Raw genomic sequence first — 21,007 nt, forward strand, 5'->3', positions numbered from 1 at the left:
GCGGAAGGTCCGCGTGTGCGTCTCCGGACAGCGTCCGGTCACCGATGTGTCAGCCGATCTCGATCAGCAGATCCCCCGGGGCCACCTGCGTGACCGGTCCGATGGCCACCCGGGCCACCTTGCCGCCGATCGGCGCGGTGATGGTGGCCTCCATCTTCATGGCCTCGATGGTGCCGATCGCGGCCCCGGCGGCGACCTCGTCGCCGACGTCGACCGACAACGACACGACCCCGGCGAACGGCGCCCCGATGTGGTGCGGATTGGATCGATCTGCCCGCTCCGCGGCCTCCACCGCCGAGTCCACCGAGCGGTCCCGTACCGCAACCGGACGCAGCTGCCCGTTGAGCACGCACATGACCGTCCGCATGCCCTTCTCGTCGGGTTCGGAGACGGCTTCGAGTCCGATGAGCAGTTCCACACCCGGTTCGAGTTCCACCCGGTGCTCCTCGCCGTAGCGCAGACCGTAGAAGAACTGGTTGGCACTCAACCGCGACGTGTCGCCGTACGCCTCGAAGTGATCTTCGAATTCCTTTGTGGGACCGGGGAAGAGCAGACGGTTCAACGTCTCCTGACGCTTGCGACCCGGCACGTCCAGAGAGGCCGAGTCGTCGTCGGTGAGGGTCTCGGGTGCAGGCGCCTCACCGCGACCCGACAACGCGACGGTCCGCAGGGGTTCGGGCCAACCACCCGCCGGATCACCGAGTTCCCCACGCAGGAAACCGATCACCGAGTCGGGGATGTCATAGGCCGAGGGGTTGGCGGCGAACTCGGACGCGGTGATGCCACGGCCGACCAACGCCAGTGCCAGATCTCCGACGACCTTTGACGACGGGGTCACCTTGATCAGCCGGCCGAGCATCCGGTCGGCGGCGGCATAGGCCTCTTCGACAGCCTCGAAGCGGTTGCCCAGCCCGAGCGCGATGGCCTGCTGTCGCAGGTTCGACAACTGCCCGCCCGGGATCTCGTGCGTGTACACGCGGCCGGTCGGCGCCGGGAGTCCGGATTCGAACGGCGAGTACACCTTGCGCAGCGCCTCCCAGTACGGCTCCAGGTCGCAGACCGCGGCCAGGTCGAGACCGGTGTCGCGCTCGGTGTGCGCAGCGGCCGCGACGATCGCCGACAGCGCTGGCTGGCTCGTGGTGCCCGCCAGCGCGGCACTGGCACCGTCGACAGCACTCGCACCGGCCTCCCAGGCGGCCAGGTAGGTCGCCAACTGCCCGCCCGGCGTGTCGTGGGTGTGGACGTGGACCGGCAGGTCGAACTCCCGACGCAGGGCCGACACCAGCGTGGTGGCCGCCGGAGCACGCAGCAGCCCGGCCATGTCCTTGATCGCCAGCACGTGTGCGCCGGCGTCGACGATCTGCTCGGCCAGCCGCAGGTAGTAGTCCAGCGTGTACAGGTCTTCCGCGGGGTTCATCAGGTCGCCGGTGTAGCTCATCGCCACCTCGGCCACCGCGGTGCCCGTCTCACGGACCGCGTCGATGGCCGGCCGCATCGCCTCGATGTTGTTGAGTGCGTCGAAGATTCGGAAGATGTCGATACCGACCTCGGTCGCCTCGGCGACGAATGCGGTGGTCACCTTGGTGGGGTACGGGGTGTAGCCGACGGTGTTCGCACCGCGCAGCAACATCTGCAGACAGATGTTCGGGATGGCCTCGCGCAGTTGCGCGAGCCGATCCCACGGGTCCTCCTTCAAGAAGCGCAGAGCTACGTCATACGTTGCGCCGCCCCAACATTCGACGGACAACAATTCGGGAGTCAACGCCGCCACGTAGGGTGCCACCATCATCAGCCCATTGGTACGCACGCGGGTCGCCAACAACGACTGGTGCGCATCTCGGAAGGTGGTGTCGGTGACCCCGAGACGCTTGGAGTCACGCAGATCCGCGGCGAACCCCTCCGGGCCGAGCGCCAGCAGCCGCTGCCGCGACCCGTCCGGCGGCGACGACAGCCGGGTCTTGTCCAGGGTGGGCAGCTTGTCACGTGGGTACACCGTGGTGGGACGTTCACCGTGCGGTTTGTTCACCGTGACGTCGGCGAGGTAAGTGAGGATCTTGGTACCGCGGTCGGCCGAGACCCGAGAGGTCAACAACCACGGCCGGTCCTCGATGAACGACGTGGTCACCCGACCGGCACGGAAGTCCGGATCGTCGAGCACGGCCTGCAGGAACGGGATGTTGGTCGCCACCCCGCGAATGCGGAACTCCGCGACGGCACGACGGGCCCGGCGCACCGCGGTTGCGAAATCCCTTCCACGGCAAGTCAATTTGACAAGCATCGAGTCGAAATGCCCGGATACCTCAGCACCGAGTACCGCACCGCCGTCCAGACGCACACCGGCACCGCCGGGGCTTCGGTAGGCAGTGATCCGACCGACGTCGGGGCGGAAATCGTCCGCCGGGTCCTCAGTGGTGATCCGGCACTGCATCGCCGCGCCGCGGATCGTCAGCTTGTCCTGCGACAATCCCAGGTCCGCCAGCGACTCCCCCGAAGCGATCCGCAGCTGGGAGCCCACCAGATCGACATCGGTGATCTCCTCGGTCACCGTGTGCTCGACCTGAATCCGCGGGTTCATCTCAATGAACACATACGGACTGGAGCCATTCGCCCCGCTCGCTTCGCTCCCGGCGGCGGACTCGTCGAGCAGGAACTCGACAGTGCCGGCACACGAGTACCCGATGTGGCGGGCGAAGGCCACCGCGTCCGCGCAGATCCGCTCCCGCAATTCCTCCGACAGATTCGGTGCGGGCGCCAGTTCGATCACCTTCTGGTGGCGCCGCTGGACACTGCAGTCCCGCTCGAACAGGTGGATCACGTTGCCCTGGGTGTCGGCGAGGATCTGCACCTCGATGTGACGGGGATTCACCACCGCCTGCTCCAGGAAGACCGTGGGATCACCGAAGGCCGTGTCCGCCTCCCGTGATGCCGCGGCGATCGCGTCGGCCAACTCGTCGAGTCGCTCCACACGGCGCATACCGCGCCCGCCGCCACCTGCGACGGCCTTCACGAACACCGGGAACTGCATCTGCTGCGCCGCGGCCAGCAACTCGTCGACGTCCGCGGACGGCTCCGACGACGCCAGCACCGGCAGCCCGGCCGCCTTCGCCGCCGCGACTGCGGTCGCCTTGTTACCGGTCAGTTCCAGCACCTCGGCGGACGGACCGACGAAGGTGATGCCCGCCTGCGCACACGCAGCCGCCAACCCCTGGTTCTCCGACAGGAAGCCGTACCCCGGGTAGATGGCGTCGGCCCCGCACTTCTGGGCCGCGCCGACCACCTCGTCCACCGACAGATATGCCCGCACCGGGTGCCCCGGGGTGCCGATCTGATAGGACTCGTCGGCCTTGAGCCGGTGCACCGAGTTCCGGTCCTCATACGGGAAGATCGCGACCGTTCTGGCTCCGAGTTCATAGGCCGCGCGGAAAGCTCGGATCGCGATCTCACCACGGTTCGCCACCAGGACTTTGTCGAACACTTGACTCTCTCTCGTCAGGTACCCTCGCGCACCGGGTGCGGTGCGGCGCCTTGGGCATCGGCCGATCATGACCTCACACGAAACAACCGCCACTGTGCGATCTTTCGCGCCCCGGCTATGCGTTGTCGAGTACACGCTGGGGTGGGCCCAGCGTACTGTGCGCACGGCCTCGGCGATGAGTCGGCCGCCACTTGTTCCATCATATGTGCGATCGGCATCGCCGATCGCGGTCTTCCAGAACATCGACGGTCTGTCGTAGACGGTGATGCGTTGCGGCATAGTCGGGATCGACCGATCGATCCGTCGGTGATCGATGCCATCGAAGGCAGGCACCCGACCTCGTCACCCACGCCGGCGATGGCCACCGCAGCCCCGCATCACCGCCGTCACACGATCGCCGTTGCCTCGAATCCAGCACCGCCCCAACATCTTTTGTGTCAACACCGGCGGCGTCGACGGACACGATCACACGGTGGGCGGCCGAAACCGCACCGGGCCGAGGTAACAGATCGTCGCACGATGTCCGATTCGTCCTGTGAAGGCACTCACGACGAAAGGACACCCAGATGCACCGCACCACCCGCACGGCCGCCGTCGCCGGAGCGCTCTGCACCGCGGCGATCCCCGCACTGGTCGCCACACCCGCCTCCGCTGCCCCGGCCGCCACGCAGCTCTGTTCCATCAGCTACCCGAATCCCAACCTGATGGCCCTGTACGCATCGAGCGTCGCGACCGCCGAGTCCGCGGGCACCGGCCGGGTGACGCTCCGGCTGGTCACCGACGCGAAGTCGATCATCGGCTATCGACAACAGTTCCGGGTCGTCTGGTCCAACCTGGACACCGGCAAGAGCGGCGTCGCGAACACGACCGCGCGGGTCGCAGGCAGCCGGACGGTGCTGTCCCTGCCGCCGATCACCACCGGGACCGGACGGATCACCGCCGTTCTCGGTACCACCAACACCGGCGCGCTCAACCCGCAGGCCATCACCAACGGCGACTGCGTCGCGGAGTATCCCGTCCGTTGAGCGACCCCTCCGGGTTGTCCGGTGATCACCGGCCGATAGCGTGGTCGTCGGAGGTGGTGGGTGGTGAGCGCGATGCGGCGATCGACGATGCGCCGCGAGCCCACCCCGGACCCGGCTGCCCAGACCGCCGACTCCGGGCAGACCATTCACGACAACCATCCGCGCCTCGCCGTGACCGTGCTGTGCGCGGCGGGCATCGTCGTCGCGCTCATGCAGACGATCATCGTCCCGCTCATCCCCGCGCTCCCGACGATGTTGCACGCGTCGCCCGGCAACACCTTGTGGGCGATCACCATCACCCTGCTCGTCGGAGCGGTCGTCACCCCGATCGGCGGTCGACTCGGCGACATGTACGGCAAGCGCCTGATGTTGGTGCTCAGTCAGGCCAGCGTCGCCATCGGTTCGGTGGTGTGTGCGATCTCCGCCTCACTACCGTTGTTCCTGGTCGGCCGGGCTTTGCAGGGACTGGGATTCGGCACCATTGCACTGGGCATCAGCGTGATGCGCGACATCGTCCCCAACCGCAAGCTCGGGTCCTCGGTAGGAGCGATGAGTGCCTCACTCGGCGTGGGCGGCGCGCTGGGTCTGCCGTTCGCCGCCGCGATCGCCCAGAACCTCAGCTGGCACACGCTCTTCTGGATCTGCGCCGCCGCGGCGACGCTCGGTGGTGTGGGCATCGCCTACCTCGTCCCGGGCAGCCCCATCCGCACCGGCGGCCGCTTCGACATCCTGGGCGCACTCGGACTCGCACTGATGCTCGCCTGCCTGCTCCTGCCGTTGTCCAAGGGCGCCGCCTGGGGCTGGACGAATCCTCTGACGCTTGGCTTGCTCTGCGGATTCGTGGTCGTGGCGGTGATCTGGTGGTTCGTCGAGCGACGCACACGCAACCCGCTGATCGACCTCGAGCTCGCGGTCGAGCGACCCGTGCTGCTCACCAATGTCGCCTCGATCGCCACCGGCTTCGCGTTCTACTCGATGCAGCTGATCCCGATCCAGCTGCTGATGGCGCCGACCTCGAGTCCCGAGGGCGTCGGTCTGGACATGCTGCAAGCCAGTCTGGTGCTTGCCCCCAGTGGTTTGCTGATGTTCCTGTTCTCACACATCAGCGCCCGGATCACCGCGGTCTTCGGACCGCGGGTGTCCCTCGCGATCGGCGGTGTGGTCCTCGGCTGCGGTTATGTCGTGTTCCTCGTCGCGCTCGTCGGCCCGTGGCGCATCCAGTGGTGGCTCATCCTCGTCGTCAGTGCACTGATCGGTGCAGGGCTGGGCATCGCGTACTCGGCGATGCCGGCGCTCATCATGCGCGCGGTCCGGGTGGAGCAGACCGGCGAGGCCAACGGTGTCAACGCACTGATGCGTGTAGTCGGCACGTCGACGTCCGCGGCAACCGTCGGCATGATCCTCACCTGGTCGACGATCACCGTGACCGGTGCCGACGGCGCGGCCGTGCCTGTCCCCGGCCAGACCGGTTACCTGTGGGCGGCGGCGATCTCGCTGGCCGCTTGCGTCCTGTCCTCCTGTCTGGCCCTGGCGATACCGAGCAAACCGATCCGGGTCGAGGAGATCTGAGCGGACCGCGGTGCGGCCTGGCGAACGAAACCCGTCCGTAACCCGATCGTCGTAGCGTGACCCGGGTGCCCACCCTGATCGAGAACGCCCACGTGATCACCGTCGATGCGGATCGTCGCGAACTCCCGGACACACCGGTGCTGATCGACGGGGCACGGATCGTCGCCATCGGTGACCTGCCGACGCTGCCCGCCGACACCGTGCGTGTCGACGGGCGCGGATGCGCACTGACCCCCGGGCTCGTCAACACCCATCACCACCTCTACCAGTGGGTGACCCGTGGACTCGCCGCCGACCACACGCTGTTCGAGTGGCTCACCAGGCTGTACCCGATCTGGGCGGGCATCGACGAATCCGCGGTGCGTACCGCCGCGCTCGGCGGTCTCGCCCACCTCGCGCTCTCCGGCGCCACCACCACGACCGATCACCACTACGTCTTCCCCGCCGACGGCGGGGACCTGCTCGGCGCCGAGATCGATGCGGCACACACCGTCGGGCTACGCTTCCACCCCACCCGCGGTTCGATGGACCTGTCCGAGAAGGACGGCGGCCTCCCGCCCGATTCGGTGGTGCAGACGATCGACGAGATCCTCACCGCGGGCGCGGAAGTGGTGGCCAAGTGGCATGACCCATCTGCCGATTCGATGCTGCGTGTCGCGCTGGCACCGTGTTCGCCGTTCTCGGTGACAACGCAACTGCTCACCGAGACCGCCACGCAGGCCCGGGAACTCGGTGTGCGGCTACACACCCACCTCGCCGAGTCGCGAGACGAGAACGACTACTGCGCAGAGCATTTCGGTTGTACACCGCTGCAGTACATGGAATCGGTCGGGTGGGTCGGCGACGACGTCTGGTTCGCCCACGGTGTGGAGTTCACCGACGACGAGATCACGCGGCTGGCGGCGACCGCCACCGGTGTGGCGCACTGCCCCACCTCCAACGCCCGACTCGGCAACGGCATCTGCCGCACCCGAGACCTCGTGGATGCCGGCGTCCCCGTCGGCCTCGGTGTCGACGGTGCCGCGTCGAACGAATCGTGCCGGCTGCTCGAAGAGGCGCATCAGGCGGTCCTGATGGCCCGCGCCCGCGGCGGCCCCACCGCGTTGACCACCCGCGCCGCACTCGAACTGGCCACCATCGGCGGTGCTCGCGTCCTCGGCCGGGAGGCCGACACCGGTTCGGTCGAGGTCGGCAAGCTCGCCGACCTCGTGCTGTGGGATCTGTCGACCGTCGCGCACAGCGGGATCGACGATCCGGTCGCCGCGTTGGTGCTCGGCGCGATCCCCCCGATCGCGTCGAGTTGGGTGAACGGGCGCCAGATCATCGCGAACGGCGAGATACTCACCGTCGACGTCGATCTCGTCGCCGCCGACGTGGCGCGCGAGCATCGCCGCCTCGTGGCGAAGGCCGGCTGATGGATCTCACCACGATCGAGACCTACCGCTACGCGAGGACGCGCGCCGACCTGCGATTGACCCCCGGGGAGTGCCTTCTCGCGGGCGGCACGTGGGTCTTCTCGGAGCCCGATCACCACGTCACCGGCATCGTCGACCTGAGCACCATGGACTGGCCTGCTCTCGAGGACCTGCCCGACGACGGTCTACGCATCGGCGCCACCTGCACGATCGCCGAGATCGCCCGGCTCCCACAGCGTCCGAACTGGCGCGCACACTCATTGTTCGGCGCCTGCGCGAACGCCCTGTTGGCCTCGTTCAAGATCTGGAACATGGCGACGGTCGGCGGCAACATCTGCCGCTCCTTCGCGGCGGGGTCGATGATCGCGCTGACCGCCGGCCTCGACGCCACCGCGATCATCTGGGGGCGCGACGGCGTCGACCGCCGAATCCCGGTGTCCGACTTGATCACCGGCAACGGCACCAACTCTCTCGCCGACCACGAGGTACTCCGCGCCGTCGACATCCCCGGGTCGTCGATGCGCGCCGCCACGGCCTTCCGCAAGATCGCACTCGCCGACCTCGGACGCTCCGGCGCAGTGATCACCGGACGCCGCGACGAGGACGGTTCGACCGTCTTCGGCATCACGGCCGCCACCAGCCGACCGATCCTCCTGCGCTATCCCGGCATACCCTCGCCGCCAGAACTGCATGACGACGTGACGGGCGCAGACGGTTACTACACCGACCCGCTCGGTGCCGCCGATTGGCGACGAGCCGTGGCGGCCGTGCTCGCGCGCGAGGTCCGTGACGAACTCGAGGACGTCCCCGCATGAGGTTCGTGGTCAACGGCGAAGCACTGGATCTGTCGCCCCGCGCCGGACAGTGCCTGCGCACACTGCTTCGCGAGAACGCTCACTTCGAAGTCAAGAAGGGTTGTGACGCAGGAGATTGCGGCGCCTGCTCGGTCCTCGTCGACGGTGCACCGGTGCACTCGTGCATCTATCCGGCACATCGGGCGGAGGATCGGGAGATCACCACCGTGGCCGGCCTGGGCACCCCCGATGCGCTGCATCCGCTCCAGCAGTCGTTCGTCGACGACTTCGGATTCCAATGCGGCTTCTGCACCGCGGGGATGATCGTCACGGCGTCCACGCTCGAGCCCGATGATCTCGATGACCTGCCACGCCGGATGAAGGGAAATCTCTGCCGCTGCACGGGTTATCGATCCGTTCGTGATGCCATCGCCCACGGTCTCACCGACGGCGATCCCCCACCCCGTGACGGCGACCGTCTGGCACACGATTCCGACACCGTGCGGAAGTCACTGCACCCGCCCGCAGCACGGCGCGTGGTGACCGGGACCGAGCCCTTCACCTTCGATGTCGAGATCCCCGGGATGACCTACCTGCGCGTGCTGGGGTCGCCACATCCGCACGCGCACATCACGTCGATCGACACCACCGCCGCGGCGGCGGTCGACGGCGTGATCCTCGTCCTCACCCATGAGAACTCCCCCACCACAAGGTTTTCCACCGGACGGCACGAGCATCGCGAAGACGACCCCGACGACACCCTGATCCTCGATCCGATGGTGCGCTTCGTCGGACAGCGCGTGGCTGCGGTGGTGGCCACCACCGCGGCCGCCGCCGAAGCGGCGTGCCGGCGTGTCGAGGTCACCTACGAGGTGCTCCCGGCGGTGTTCGATCCCGACGTCGCCCGCCGGCCGGGCGCACCGCTGCTGCACCCGGATCGCACCGCCCTCGACCGGGTCAATCACGCCGACCGAAACGTGATCGCCGACTTCCATCACGGATTCGGCGGCGATGTCGATGCAGCCCTGGCGGATTCGGCGGTCACTGTCTCGGGAACGTGGTCGACGGCGCGCGTCTCCCACGCACAACTGGAAACCCACGGCAGCATCGGATGGCTCGACGACGACGGCCGCCTCGTGATCCGCACCAGCACACAGGTGCCGTTCCTCGTCCGTGACGAACTCGCCCACATCCTCGACATGCCCGCCGACCGTATCCGTGTGTTCAGCGCCCGCGTCGGCGGCGGGTTCGGCGGCAAACAGGAGATGCTGACCGAGGATCTCGTGGCGCTCGCGGTGTTGCGCACCGGCCGGCCCTGCGCATACGAGATGACCCGCACGGACGAGATGACCCGCACCACCTACCGTCACCCGTTCCGCGTGTCGGTCGACCTCGGCGCCGACCACACCGGACGGCTCACCGCGCTGAGACTCGACGTGCTCGTCGACACCGGCGCCTACGGGAACCACTCGGTCGGGGTGATGTTCCATTCCTGCGCCGAGTCCATCTCGGTCTACAACTGCCCGGTCAAACATGTCGACGCCGAGGTGGTCTACACCAACAACCCGCCGTCGGGCGCATTCCGCGGCTACGGACTCGGCCAGGTGATCTTCGCGGTCGAGAGCGCCATGGACGAACTCGCACTCGAACTCGGCATCGATCCGTTCGAGATGCGCCGGATCAACGCGGTCGCCGACGGCGATCCGCTGCTCATCACCCACCCCGAGCCGGAACCCGATCTGCTCTACGGCAGCTATGGCCTCGACCAGTGCCTGGATCTGGCACAGCAGGCGATGGCCCGCGGCAACGGTGTCGCGGCACCGACGGGTCCCCAATGGCGCGTCGGCGAGGGGATGGCGTTGTCGGCGATCGCGACGATGGCCCCGCGTGGACACATCTCACGTGCCCGAGTGGCGGTCGACGCCGAGGGCATTTATCACGTGGGGGTGGGCACCGCCGAGTTCGGCAACGGCACCACCACTGTCCACACCCAGATCGCGGCCACGACGATGGGCACCGCGGCGGATCGTATCCGGCTCTCACACGGCGACACCGACGCCGCCGACCACGACACCGGCGCCTTCGCGTCGGCGGGTGTCACCGTTGCCGGAAAGGCGGTGCACGCCGCGTGTATCTCATTGCGGGAGAAGCTGGTCGATGTCGCGGCGACCATCAGCGACACCGAACCCGACCGCGTGGTACTCGGGCCCGACGGTGCCCTCGTAGGCGAGCGCATGGTGTCGTTCGCCGAGATGATCGAGGCGGCGAACGCCGACAGTCGAGCCGACGATCGCATCATCGCCAGCGGCGTCGAGAGCGGAGATCTGCGTTCGATCGCATTCAATGTCGCAGCCTTCCGTGTCGCGGTCGACGTCGAGACCGGGACCGTGCGCATCCTCCAGTCGGTGCAGTCGGCCGACGCGGGAACCGTGATGAATCCGCAGCAGTGCCTTGGGCAGGTGGAAGGTGGTGTCGCCCAGGCGATCGGGACCTCGCTCTACGAGGAGATCATGCTCGCCGACGGCGTCGCGCTGACCAATGTGTTCCGCATGTACCGGGTCCCGCAGATGGCGGATATCCCGACCACCGAGGTCTACTTCGCGGACACCTCCGACGTCTTGGGACCGTTCGGCGCCAAGTCGATGAGCGAGTCGCCCTACAACCCGGTCGCACCCGCACTGGCGAACGCGATCCGCCGCGCCATCGGCATCCGGCCACACGAGCTCCCGATGTCGCGCGACCGACTCTGGCGCCTGATCAACCGGTGAACATCCGGCCATATTTTCGGGTACCCGAAGTTTTTTATTCGCCGAGTTGAAAGCGGCTGGCCGAGTGTGCCAGATTGAGGGCATGACCGTCTTGCGTCCACGTCGTCCCGACGACACGCTCCCCCGGCGACGCACGGCGTTACGCACCGCAGCCCTGATGGGACCGGCATTCGTCGCCGCCGTCGCGTATGTCGATCCTGGTAACGTCGCCGCCAACATCACCGCAGGCGCTCGGTACGGATTCCTCCTGGTCTGGGTGCTCGTGGTGGCCAATCTCGTCGCGATGCTCATCCAGTACCAATCGGCCAAACTCGGCATCGTCACCGGACGAAGCCTTCCCGCCCTCATCGGCGAACGGCTGGGTACTCCTTCTCGACTCGCGTACTGGGTGCAGGCCGAGTTCGTCGCGCTGGCGACCGATCTGGCCGAGGTCCTCGGCGGTGCCATCGCGCTGCAACTGCTGTTCGACCTGCCGCTGGTGCTCGGCGGCACCATCGTCGGCGCGGTCTCGTTGACCCTGTTGCTCCTGCAGAACCCGCGCAGGCAACGCACTTTCGAACGCGTGATGATCGGCCTGCTGATGATCGTCGTCGTGGGCTTCCTGGCCGGCCTGGTGGTCAACCCGCCGCCCGCAGGCGATGTGTTCGCCGGGCTCGTCCCGCGGCTCGACGGCGCCGAGACGGTCTTGTTGGCCGCCAGCATGCTCGGCGCCACGGTGATGCCGCACGCGATCTACGTGCACTCGTCGCTGGTCATCGAACGACACGGCGTCACCGAGTCGTCGGCGCGCAAACGACGGTTGATCGGCGCCACCCGCTGGGATGTCGGCAGCGCCCTCGTCGTCGCAGGGGCCGTGAACATCGCGCTGCTGCTGCTGGCGGCCCAGAACCTCCGCGGCCAGGAAGGCACCGACACCATCAACGGCGCCTACGATGCGGTGTCCGCCGCGATGGGGCCGGGGATGGCGACGGCCTTCGCGATCGGCCTGCTCGCCAGCGGGCTGGCGGCCACCTCCGTCGGCTCGTCGGCGGGTGCCACGATCATGGCCGGCTTGTTGCGGGTCCGCATCCCGCTGGTGCTCCGGCGACTGATCACCCTGCTCCCCGCCCTCGCGGTGCTCGCGATCGGGGTGGACCCGACGTGGGCGTTGGTGATCAGTCAGGTGGTGCTCAGCTTCGGCATCCCGTTCGCGATCATCCCGCTCGGACGACTCACCGCCGACCGGTCGGTCATGGGTGAGTTCGCCGGCGCGCCCGCCCTGCGGATGTTCGCCGGACTGGCGTCGATCCTCATCGTGGTCCTGAATGCAGCGCTGATCGTGCTCGTGGTGACCGGCAGCGGATGATGTCCGCCGCCGGCCGAGCACACGGTGCTAGTCCTGCAGCAGCCCCTTGGCGACGTGGGTCACCTGGATCTCATTGCTGCCGGCGTAGATCATCAGCGACTTGGCATCGCGCGCAAGCTGTTCCACGCGGTACTCGGCCATGTATCCGTTGCCGCCGAACAGCTGCACCGCCTCCATGGCGACCTCGGTCGCGGCCTTGGACGAGTACAGCTTCATCGCCGATGCCTCGGCAAGGCTCAGCGGCTTGCCCGCCTTGGTGCGTTCGATGGCACTGAAGAGCATGTTCTGCACGTTGATCCGCGCGACCTCCATCTCGGCCAGCTTGAGCTGGATGAGCTGGAACTTGGCGATCTCCTGTCCCCACAGCGTGCGATTCTTCGCGTAGTCGATCGACAACCGCTGGCACTCGTTGATGATGCCCAACGACAGTGCCGCGATTCCCACCCGCTCGGCGGTGAATCCCGACTTGGCACCCTCGGATCCGCGCGAGTCCGACCCGGTGTCCTCGGTCTCACCGAGCAGCCGGTCCTTGCCGAGCCGCACGTTGTCGAAGAACAACTCGCCGGTGGGCGAACTCATCATGCCCATCTTCTTGAACGGTTTGCCCTGGGTGAGCCCCGGCATGCCCTTGTCCAGCACGAAGCTGAGGACCTTGCGGTCTCGCATCGGGGTTCCGCTGCCGTCGTCGAGCTTCGCGAACACCACGATGGTGTCGGCGTACGGGCCGTTCGTGATGAACGTCTTCTGGCCGTTGAGGAGATAGTCGTCGCCGTCACGACGGACCGTCGTCTTCATGCCGCCCAGGGCATCCGAACCCGAGTCCGGCTCGGTGATCGCCCACGCACCGACCTTCTCCATCGTGACCAGTTCGGGGAGCCAGCGCTTCTTCTGCGCGAGGGTGCCCTTGCCGCGGATGGTCGACGCGGTCAGCCCCATCGACACGCCCATCGACCCGACGAGACCGAGGCAGATCCCGGCGAGCTCGATGTTGACGATCATGAACATCGAACTGGACATGCTGCCGCCACCGCCGCCGCCTGCCGACTTCGTGCCGGCGGCCTCGGCCTCGAGCTCTTTCTCGAGCGCTTCCTTGGCCATCGCGTCCACCCCGAAGGTCGACAGGAGCTTACGGGTGATGTCGTACGGGGGGAGCTGACCGGTCTCCAGCTCGTCGACGTGTGGCCGGATCTCCTTGTCGATGAACGCCCGCAACGCATCTCGCACCATCAGGTCTTCGTCGGACCACTCGAACATCGCCACACACTCCCCACATCAGAACATGTTCTACTCGTTGCCTGATCACTGTGTCAGGAGTCACCCACGATGTAAAGACACACAAGACCGAGACCGTCCCAACGCGACCGACAGCGAGGCCGGACCGTGCCGTGGGTCAGTGGCAGATCACCGAATACCGGGTCGCCGGGCGGACCTCCACCTCGAAGTAGTGCGCCGCATCGGGTGCGAGCAGGGCCTGCGCGACAGGCATCGCCACGACGACCAGCTCCGGCAGGGTTGCATGCCCGGACCGCCACCGATGGACGCGGTCGACGAACACCGCAATGCTCTCGCCTCCGTGTGGGCAGGCGTGCGGGTCGGCGAACCATCTCCCCAACTCGGCCGGATCGATCTGCTCGGGTCCGAGTCCCGACCACCGTCCGACGTCGAGACTGCGCAACTCGTCGTCGATCACGACGTCGACACCGAGCACCGCGCAGGACTCGCGCACCGCGGCCTCCGGACCGGCCACCGCGGAGTGTGCGGACTCCGGGGTGGCGCGCTCGTCGCGTAACCGTGCAACGCCGCGACGCCCGCCGTCGTCCAGAGACGGATCACCGCCGAACCGCAGCGACCGATTGGGACCGGTGCGGCCGGCGGTGATGACGACCATGCGCTCAGGCGCTGAGCTTCTCGGAGTCCGCGGCGGACCCGGTGCGCTCGGCACGCATGAGCAGACCGAGCACCAGTGCGAACACCACCGTCAGGATGGTCCACAGGATCACCTGATTCGCGATGGCGTAGAGACGGAAATCGCCGACCACGTCGCCGGGGAAGCCCGGGAAGGCGATCTGCTCACCGTTCATGAGCGGGCCGGGCACCTCGTCGAACTCCGGCAGCAACGCGATGGTGACGGCGACCGCGACCAGATATCCGAGCGCGGCCGCAACGCCCCCGAGGAGGCCTCCGATGCGCGGGCGCAGCCACAGGGCCAGCACCACCGCGGCGATCGCGAACACCACCGACAACACGGTGATCGTCAGGAAGGCCCCGGACCTGGCACCGATGGTGTCGTCGTCGCCGACCGCGGGCGGGTTGGCCGGGTACGCGAAGAACGGCACCGCGAACACCGCCACGAAACCGATCGCACCGAGGGCACCGGCCACCATCCGCGGGTCGGTGGCCGGGTATCGGCGGCCCAGGTAGGCCCACAACACGGTGAATGCCACCGCGAAGAAGGCCCCCATGCACACCGCGAACACGATCGTGCCGACACCGGCCCCGACGTTCTCCTGCACCGAGCGGCTGAAGAGCTCGCCGTGTTCGTGAGCACCGTGATCGTGGCCCGCGAGCATCTCCTCGGCGTGCGAGCGAGCCTCTTCGTAGTCGATCGCCTCGGACACCTGCGGTTCGATGAACAGGCGGGCGAACAGGTACGCGACGATTCCGGCGATCAGGCCGGAAAGCAGGCCTGCGCCGATGAATTTCTTCTCCATGTGCGGTTGTCTCCCGTTCCCCGGACGCTCAGTGGCAGGGGAAGCCGAGGAAGTGCCGCGCATCGTGCACGAACTCGTGCACGTGTGTGTCGGAGCCGAACACCGACACCGCGCCCTGGTCATAGCCCAGGAAGTAGTAGGCGAGAGCGGCGAGCATCACCGTGAGGGTCAGCCACAGGGCCGCGCTCGCAACCGAGAGGTTCGGTACGGCCAGCGACCGGGGCTTGGTGGCCACCTGTGTCGAAGCAGTCATGGAGGGTCCTTTCCAGGGATATCGCGTCCAGCGAAACGAACTCTCACCAGCGAGTGGCATTCTGGCTCCCACGATCTATCGCCGACGTTGTCGGACGACGATCCGTGGTCACAGCGGCGCGACCGCTCCGGTCTCTCACCGGATTCCCCACGCACTGGTGTGACCTGACTGTATACCCGGGCTTGTCGGTGACGTGAGGGATGATGGCAATGTGCCCTCCCCGGCCTCGATTCTCGACCGATTCACCGCCCCCACCCGGCGGTGGTTCTCGGGTGCCTTCGAGAAGCCCACGGCGGCGCAGACCGGCGCCTGGTCGTCGATCGCGGACGGCGAGAACACCCTGGTGATCGCGCCGACCGGGTCCGGCAAGACACTGTCGGCTTTTCTCTGGGCCCTCGATCGCCTCGCCGCCACGGCCGATCGCCCGCACGGCACCCGCGTCGTCTACATATCGCCACTCAAGGCGCTCGCCGTCGACGTCGAGCGCAATCTCCGCGCTCCGCTGACCGGCATCACCCGGGCTGCTCAGGAGCTCGATCTGCCCGAACCGAACATCACCGTGGGGGTGCGATCCGGCGACACGACGCCCGCACAGCGGCGCTCGTTGGTCAAGACACCGCCGGACATCCTGATCACCACCCCGGAGTCGTTGTATCTGATGCTCACGTCTGCGGCACGCGACACGTTGACCGCCGTCGACACCGTCATCGTCGACGAGGTGCACGCGGTCGCCGCAACCAAACGCGGCACTCATCTCGCGTTGACGCTCGAGCGCCTCGACGAGCTCCTCGACACCCCGGCGCAACGTATCGGTCTGTCCGCAACCGTCCGGCCCCCGGAGGTGGTCGCCGGATTCCTCAGCGGCGCCGCACCGTGTCGGGTGGTGAAGCCGCCGGCGAGCAAGACCTTCGATCTCCGCGTGGACGTCCCGGTCGCCGACATGGCGAACATTCCGCCGGCGGCCGGGTCGGGCGACGACCTCGACGACGCGTTCTCCCCCACTGCCGGCTCGCTCTGGCCGTATGTCGAGTCGTCGATCGTCGACCTCATCGAGAAGAACCGCGCGACGATCGTCTTCGCCAACTCACGTCGCCTCGCCGAGCGTCTGACCGCTCGGCTCAACGAGATCCATGCGGAACGGACCGGCGCCGCACCCCCACCGGCGTCGAATCCGACGGTCGCGGGCGGCGCCCCGGCGTTCGTGATGGCCAGCGGTGCCAGTTCCGGAGCCCGCCCGGTGCTCGCCCGCGCCCACCACGGGTCGGTGAGCAAAGAGCAGCGGGCCCAGATCGAGGACGATCTGAAGGCCGGTCGCCTCGCCTGTGTGGTCGCCACCAGTTCACTCGAACTCGGTATCGACATGGGCGCGGTGGATCTCGTCATCCAGGTGGAGTCCCCGCCGTCGGTGGCCAGTGGGCTGCAACGCATCGGACGTGCCGGACATCAGGTGGGCGAGATCTCCCAGGGGGTCCTGTATCCCAAGCACCGCACCGATCTGATCCATTGCACCGTCACCGTGGAACGGATGCTCGACGGCGCCATCGAAGAGCTGCGGGTGCCGCAGAATCCGTTGGACATCCTCGCCCAGCAGACCATCGCCGCCGCCGCGATCGACGATCTCGATGTCGATCACTGGTTCGACGTGGTACGCCGCGCCGCCCCGTACCGCGAACTGGGCCGCGGAGTCTTCGACGCCACGCTCGACCTGATCGCCGGCCGGTTCCCGTCCGACGAGTTCGCCGAGCTGCGTCCCCGCGTCACCTGGGACCGCGACGCCGGCACGTTGGCGGGACGCCGCGGCGCGCAGCGGCTCGCGGTCACCTCCGGTGGGTCGATCCCCGACCGTGGCTTGTTCGGCGTGTTCATGGTCGGCGAGAAATCCACCCGCGTCGGCGAACTCGACGAGGAGATGGTCTACGAGTCCCGGGTCGGCGATGTCTTCGCCCTCGGCGCGACGAGCTGGCGGATCGAGGACATCACCCACGATCGGGTCCTCGTCTCCCCCGCTCCCGGTCAACCCGGACGGCTTCCGTTCTGGATCGGCGATACGCTCGGCCGCCCGGCCGAACTCGGCGCCGCCATCGGCAAGTTCACCGGTGCGATCGCCGACGACGACACCCTCGCCGAACACGCACACCGACTAGGCCTCACCGACTATGCCCGCGACAACCTGTCCGCGCTCGTCTCCGAGCAGCGCGACGCGACGGGACATCTACCCAGCGACCGCACCCTTGTCGTGGAACGTTTTCGCGACGAACTGGGCGACTGGCGACTCATCCTGCACTCCCCCTACGGATTACGCGTCCACGCACCGTGGGCGAGCGCCATCTCGGCGCGCCTGTTGGCGACCCTCGGCATCGAGGGCGCCACCACCGCCTCCGACGACGGCATCATCGTGCGGTTGCCCGATACCGACGACGAGCCGCCCGGTGCCGCGGTCTTCGTCATCGACCCCGACGACATCGAGCAACTCGTCACCGACGCACTGGCGGACTCCTCGATGTTCGCCTCACGATTCCGCGAGTGCGCCGCGCGGGCACTGCTGTTGCCGCGGCGCGATCCGGGCCGTCGCGCCCCGCTGTGGCAGCAGCGTCAGCGCAGCGCCCAATTACTTTCCGTCGCTTCGAAGTTCCCCGACTTCCCGATCATTCTCGAGACGGTGCGAGAATGTCTGCAAGACGTCTACGACCTACCCGCCCTCACCGATCTGCTGACCCGAATCCGCAACCGTCGAATCCGGGTCGTCGAGACCGAGACCGCGAGCCCATCCCCCTTCGCGGCCTCCATGCTGTTCGGCTATGTGGGCGCCTTCATGTACGCCGACGACGCCCCGCTGGCCGAACGCCGTGCCGCGGCCCTCTCGCTGGACACCAGCCTGCTGGCGCAACTACTCGGCCGGGTCGACCTGCGCGAGTTGCTCGATCCCGCGGTGATAGCGACGACGGTGGCCCGCCTGCAACGGCTCTCACCGGAACGTCAGGCGCGTGACGCCGAGGACATCGTGGACCTGCTGCGGTGGCTCGGGCCGCTCACCACCGCCGAGGCCGGCGCACGTTATCGCGGCGAGATCTACGTGCTCGACCTGTTGACCGAGTTGCACCGCAGCGGACAGATCATCTCGATCAACCACGCCGGAGCGGCTCGCTGGGCAGCCGTCGACGATACGGCCCGGCTTCGAGACGGCCTCGGGGTCCCTGCGCCACTGGGTATTCCGGCCGCATACCTGGAGCCCGTCGGCGATCCTGTCGGTGATCTGGTCGGCCGATATGCTCGCACCCACGGTCCGTTCACCGTGATCGAGGCCGCAGACGCGCTGGGCATGGCGCGCGGAGTCGTCCGGGACACGTTGGTGCGCCTGGCCACCGACCGACGGGTCGTCGAGGGCGATTTCCTCGCCGACCCCGACGTCACGGAGGCGCGCAGCACCCAGTGGTGTCACGCCGACGTCCTCGGACAGATCCGCCGCGGATCGCTGGCGGCGAGCCGCGCCGATGTCGCCCCGGTCGGCACCGACGTGCTGGCACGGTTCCTCGCATCCTGGCAGCACGTGGCCGCCGACGACAGGCTGCGTGGAGCCGACGGTGTCGCCGCCGTCATCGACCAGCTCGCCGGCTACCCGCTGCCGGCCTCCGCCTGGGAATCGCTGGTGCTTCCGGCCCGCGTCGCCGACTACACGCCCGCACTGCTCGACGAGTTGCTCAGTTCCGGCGAGGTCGTGTGGTCGGGCCATGGCCGCATCGGCGGATCGGATGGGTGGATCGCCCTGCATCCCGTCGATGTCGCTCCGCTGACGTTGTCACCGGCAGACGACATCGACACCACCGGCGTGCACATTCGACTCGTCAGCACTCTCGCACCCGGTGGTGCGCTGCGCTTCCCGCAGCTCGCCGACGCCCTGTCGGGCACCGACGACGCAAAACCACCGACCGACGAGATCGAGTCCGCACTCTGGGATCTGGTGTGGGCCGGGCAGATCAGCAACGATTCGTTCGCTCCCGTGCGCGCCATGATCGCTCCGCGACGGTCGTCGTCATCGTCGCGATCGACGCCGTCACACCGCTCGCGAGGTCGGGCACCTCGACTACGCGCACAGCGATTGTCCACGCGTTACCTCGCCGAACACGCCTCCGGTCGCGCTGTCGCCCCCACGGTGTCGGGACGGTGGTTCACGCTCGAACGCGTGGAGACCGATCCCACGGTCGCCACCCAGGCGCTCTGCGAACAACTCCTCGCCCGCTACGGCGTGATCACCCGCGGCAGCGTGACCGCAGAGGACACGGTCGGAGGGTTCGCCCGGATCTACAAGGCACTCAACGTGTTCGAAGACAGTGGCCACGTCCGACGCGGTTATTACGTCGACGGCCTCGGTGGTGCGCAGTTCGCGTCGGCCGCCACGGTCGACGAGCTACGCCGCCACGCGCTGCCCGATCGTCGCGCCGCGCACTGCGCGGTCGTCCTCGCGGCGACCGACCCGGCCAATCCCTGTGGCGCCGCGCTGGACTGGCCACGCTCCCGCGACGCCGACGGTGGGCATCGCCCCGGCCGCAAGCCGGGCGCGCTCGTGGTGTTGGTGGACGGCGAGCTCGCCGTGTTCATCGAGCGCGGCGGCAAGACCGTACTGACCTTCACCGACTCCGTCGCCGTCCTGGAGGCGGCCGCGGTCGCGGTGGTGTCGCTCGTGCGCTCGGGGCGGGTCTCCCGGCTGACGATCGACCAGATCGATGCGCAACCGGTGCTGACCACCGAGTTCGCCCGCATCCTGGTGGACGCCGGATTCGCCACCACACCGCGCGGCATCCGTTTGCGTTACGGACAACATGCCTGAGGGAGACACCGTCTTCGCGACCGCTGCGCGGTTGCGGGCCGCCCTGGCGGAGCACCGATTGACCTACACACAGTTTCGCGTGCCGTCATTGGCCACCGCCGATCTCAGCGGTCACGAGGTGGCAGCGGTGCGCTCGCGGGGCAAGCACCTGCTGATCGACGTCGCGGGCACCGACGACGGCGGGCCGATCTCGGACGCGGTCAGCATCCACTCGCACCTCAAGATGGAGGGCGTCTGGCAGGTACAACCGATCGGCAGGCGATGGCACCGCCCGGGTCACCAGGCGCGCGTCGTGTTACGCACCGAGACCCACGAGGCGGTCGGGTTCGACCTCGGCATCCTCGAGCTCCTGACCGATCCGGATGCGGCACTGGACCATCTGGGTCCCGACTTGCTCGCCGACGACTGGGATCCGGCCGAAGCGGTACGACGGATCGCCACGCGCCCCGACGATCCGATCGGTGCGGCGCTGCTCGATCAACGGCTCCTGGCCGGGATCGGAAACGTGTATCGCAGTGAGATCTGTTTCCTGCGTGGGATGTTGCCGACTCGTCCGGTCGCCGACGCAGATCTGCCTGCCGTTGTCGACCTGAGTCGTCGGATGCTGTGGGCCAACCGTCATCGCACCGCACGCACCACCACCGGCCAGACCGCGCCGAATGCCCGGCTGTGGGTCTACGGGCGACGCGGGAAACCTTGCCGTAGATGCCAAACGCCGATCGAGCGAGGGACCCTCGGCTCGATCGGCGGCGATCGTACGACGTACTTCTGTCCTCGATGTCAGACGTGAAGCCGATCGCAAGGCAGGAGCACCGATGCGATACCCG

13 protein-coding genes and 1 riboswitch are annotated in these 21,007 nt (G+C 67.8%); of the genes, 8 read left to right on the plus strand and 5 right to left on the minus strand.

Going from position 1 to position 21,007, the window contains the following annotated elements; all coding sequences use genetic code 11:
* Window positions 1–49 precede the first annotated feature (49 nt).
* Window positions 50–3,475 (minus strand): pyruvate carboxylase, encoded by a 3,426-nt coding sequence (locus AAFP35_RS07265; RefSeq protein ID WP_419220889.1) that lies wholly within the window; start codon window positions 3,473–3,475, stop codon window positions 50–52.
* Between the two features lie 566 nt (window positions 3,476–4,041).
* Between AAFP35_RS07265 and AAFP35_RS07270 the strand changes: the two genes are divergently transcribed.
* The 6 genes from AAFP35_RS07270 to AAFP35_RS07295 all read left to right on the plus strand — a co-directional run bounded on the left by AAFP35_RS07270 (window position 4,042) and on the right by AAFP35_RS07295 (window position 12,391).
* On the plus strand, window positions 4,042–4,500 hold the full coding sequence (locus tag AAFP35_RS07270; protein WP_419220890.1) for a hypothetical protein: 459 nt from the start codon (window positions 4,042–4,044) through the stop codon (window positions 4,498–4,500).
* 72 nt (window positions 4,501–4,572) lie between these two features.
* A complete protein-coding gene (locus AAFP35_RS07275) occupies window positions 4,573–6,069 on the plus strand; it encodes an MFS transporter (protein WP_419221154.1) in 1,497 nt (498 codons plus the stop codon).
* Between the two features lie 65 nt (window positions 6,070–6,134).
* Window positions 6,135–7,484, plus strand: a complete 1,350-nt coding sequence (locus AAFP35_RS07280; protein WP_419220891.1) for an 8-oxoguanine deaminase — start codon at window positions 6,135–6,137, stop codon at window positions 7,482–7,484.
* Entirely contained in the window at window positions 7,484–8,299 is an 816-nt protein-coding gene (locus tag AAFP35_RS07285) for an FAD binding domain-containing protein (protein WP_419220892.1), read from the plus strand. The genes AAFP35_RS07280 and AAFP35_RS07285 overlap by 1 nt, the downstream gene beginning before the upstream one ends.
* Window positions 8,296–11,046, plus strand: a complete 2,751-nt coding sequence (locus tag AAFP35_RS07290) for a molybdopterin-dependent oxidoreductase (protein ID WP_419220893.1) — start codon at window positions 8,296–8,298, stop codon at window positions 11,044–11,046. Before AAFP35_RS07285 ends, AAFP35_RS07290 begins: the two co-directional genes overlap by 4 nt.
* 82 nt (window positions 11,047–11,128) lie before the next feature.
* The gene (locus AAFP35_RS07295) at window positions 11,129–12,391 is read left to right on the plus strand and encodes an Nramp family divalent metal transporter (protein ID WP_419220894.1); all 1,263 of its coding nucleotides are present in this window, start codon (window positions 11,129–11,131) and stop codon (window positions 12,389–12,391) included.
* A gap of 27 nt (window positions 12,392–12,418) precedes the next feature.
* Here the strand turns inward: AAFP35_RS07295 and AAFP35_RS07300 are convergent, their stop codons facing one another.
* The 4 genes from AAFP35_RS07300 to AAFP35_RS07315 all read right to left on the minus strand — a co-directional run bounded on the left by AAFP35_RS07300 (window position 12,419) and on the right by AAFP35_RS07315 (window position 15,355).
* Window positions 12,419–13,645: an acyl-CoA dehydrogenase family protein gene (locus AAFP35_RS07300; protein ID WP_419220895.1), complete on the minus strand. Its 1,227-nt coding sequence runs from the start codon at window positions 13,643–13,645 to the stop codon at window positions 12,419–12,421.
* A gap of 136 nt (window positions 13,646–13,781) precedes the next feature.
* Complete coding sequence (locus tag AAFP35_RS07305) at window positions 13,782–14,279, minus strand: histidine phosphatase family protein (protein ID WP_419220896.1); 498 nt, start codon at window positions 14,277–14,279, stop codon at window positions 13,782–13,784.
* Between the two features lie 4 nt (window positions 14,280–14,283).
* Window positions 14,284–15,102, minus strand: coding sequence for a CbtA family protein (locus AAFP35_RS07310; RefSeq protein WP_419220897.1), 819 nt, complete (start codon window positions 15,100–15,102; stop codon window positions 14,284–14,286).
* Between the two features lie 28 nt (window positions 15,103–15,130).
* Window positions 15,131–15,355, minus strand: coding sequence for a CbtB domain-containing protein (locus AAFP35_RS07315; protein WP_419220898.1), 225 nt, complete (start codon window positions 15,353–15,355; stop codon window positions 15,131–15,133).
* A gap of 34 nt (window positions 15,356–15,389) precedes the next feature.
* Window positions 15,390–15,538: riboswitch (cobalamin riboswitch) on the minus strand.
* Window positions 15,539–15,566: 28 nt separating this feature from the next.
* Between AAFP35_RS07315 and AAFP35_RS07320 the strand changes: the two genes are divergently transcribed.
* Both AAFP35_RS07320 and AAFP35_RS07325 read left to right on the plus strand, forming a co-directional pair.
* On the plus strand, window positions 15,567–20,180 hold the full coding sequence (locus tag AAFP35_RS07320) for an ATP-dependent helicase (protein ID WP_419220899.1): 4,614 nt from the start codon (window positions 15,567–15,569) through the stop codon (window positions 20,178–20,180).
* Window positions 20,173–20,970: a DNA-formamidopyrimidine glycosylase family protein gene (locus tag AAFP35_RS07325; protein WP_419220900.1), complete on the plus strand. Its 798-nt coding sequence runs from the start codon at window positions 20,173–20,175 to the stop codon at window positions 20,968–20,970. Before AAFP35_RS07320 ends, AAFP35_RS07325 begins: the two co-directional genes overlap by 8 nt.
* Window positions 20,971–21,007 lie beyond the last annotated feature (37 nt).

This window comes from Gordonia sp. CPCC 206044 (assembly GCF_048537895.1).
Lineage (GTDB): Bacteria > Actinomycetota > Actinomycetes > Mycobacteriales > Mycobacteriaceae > Gordonia.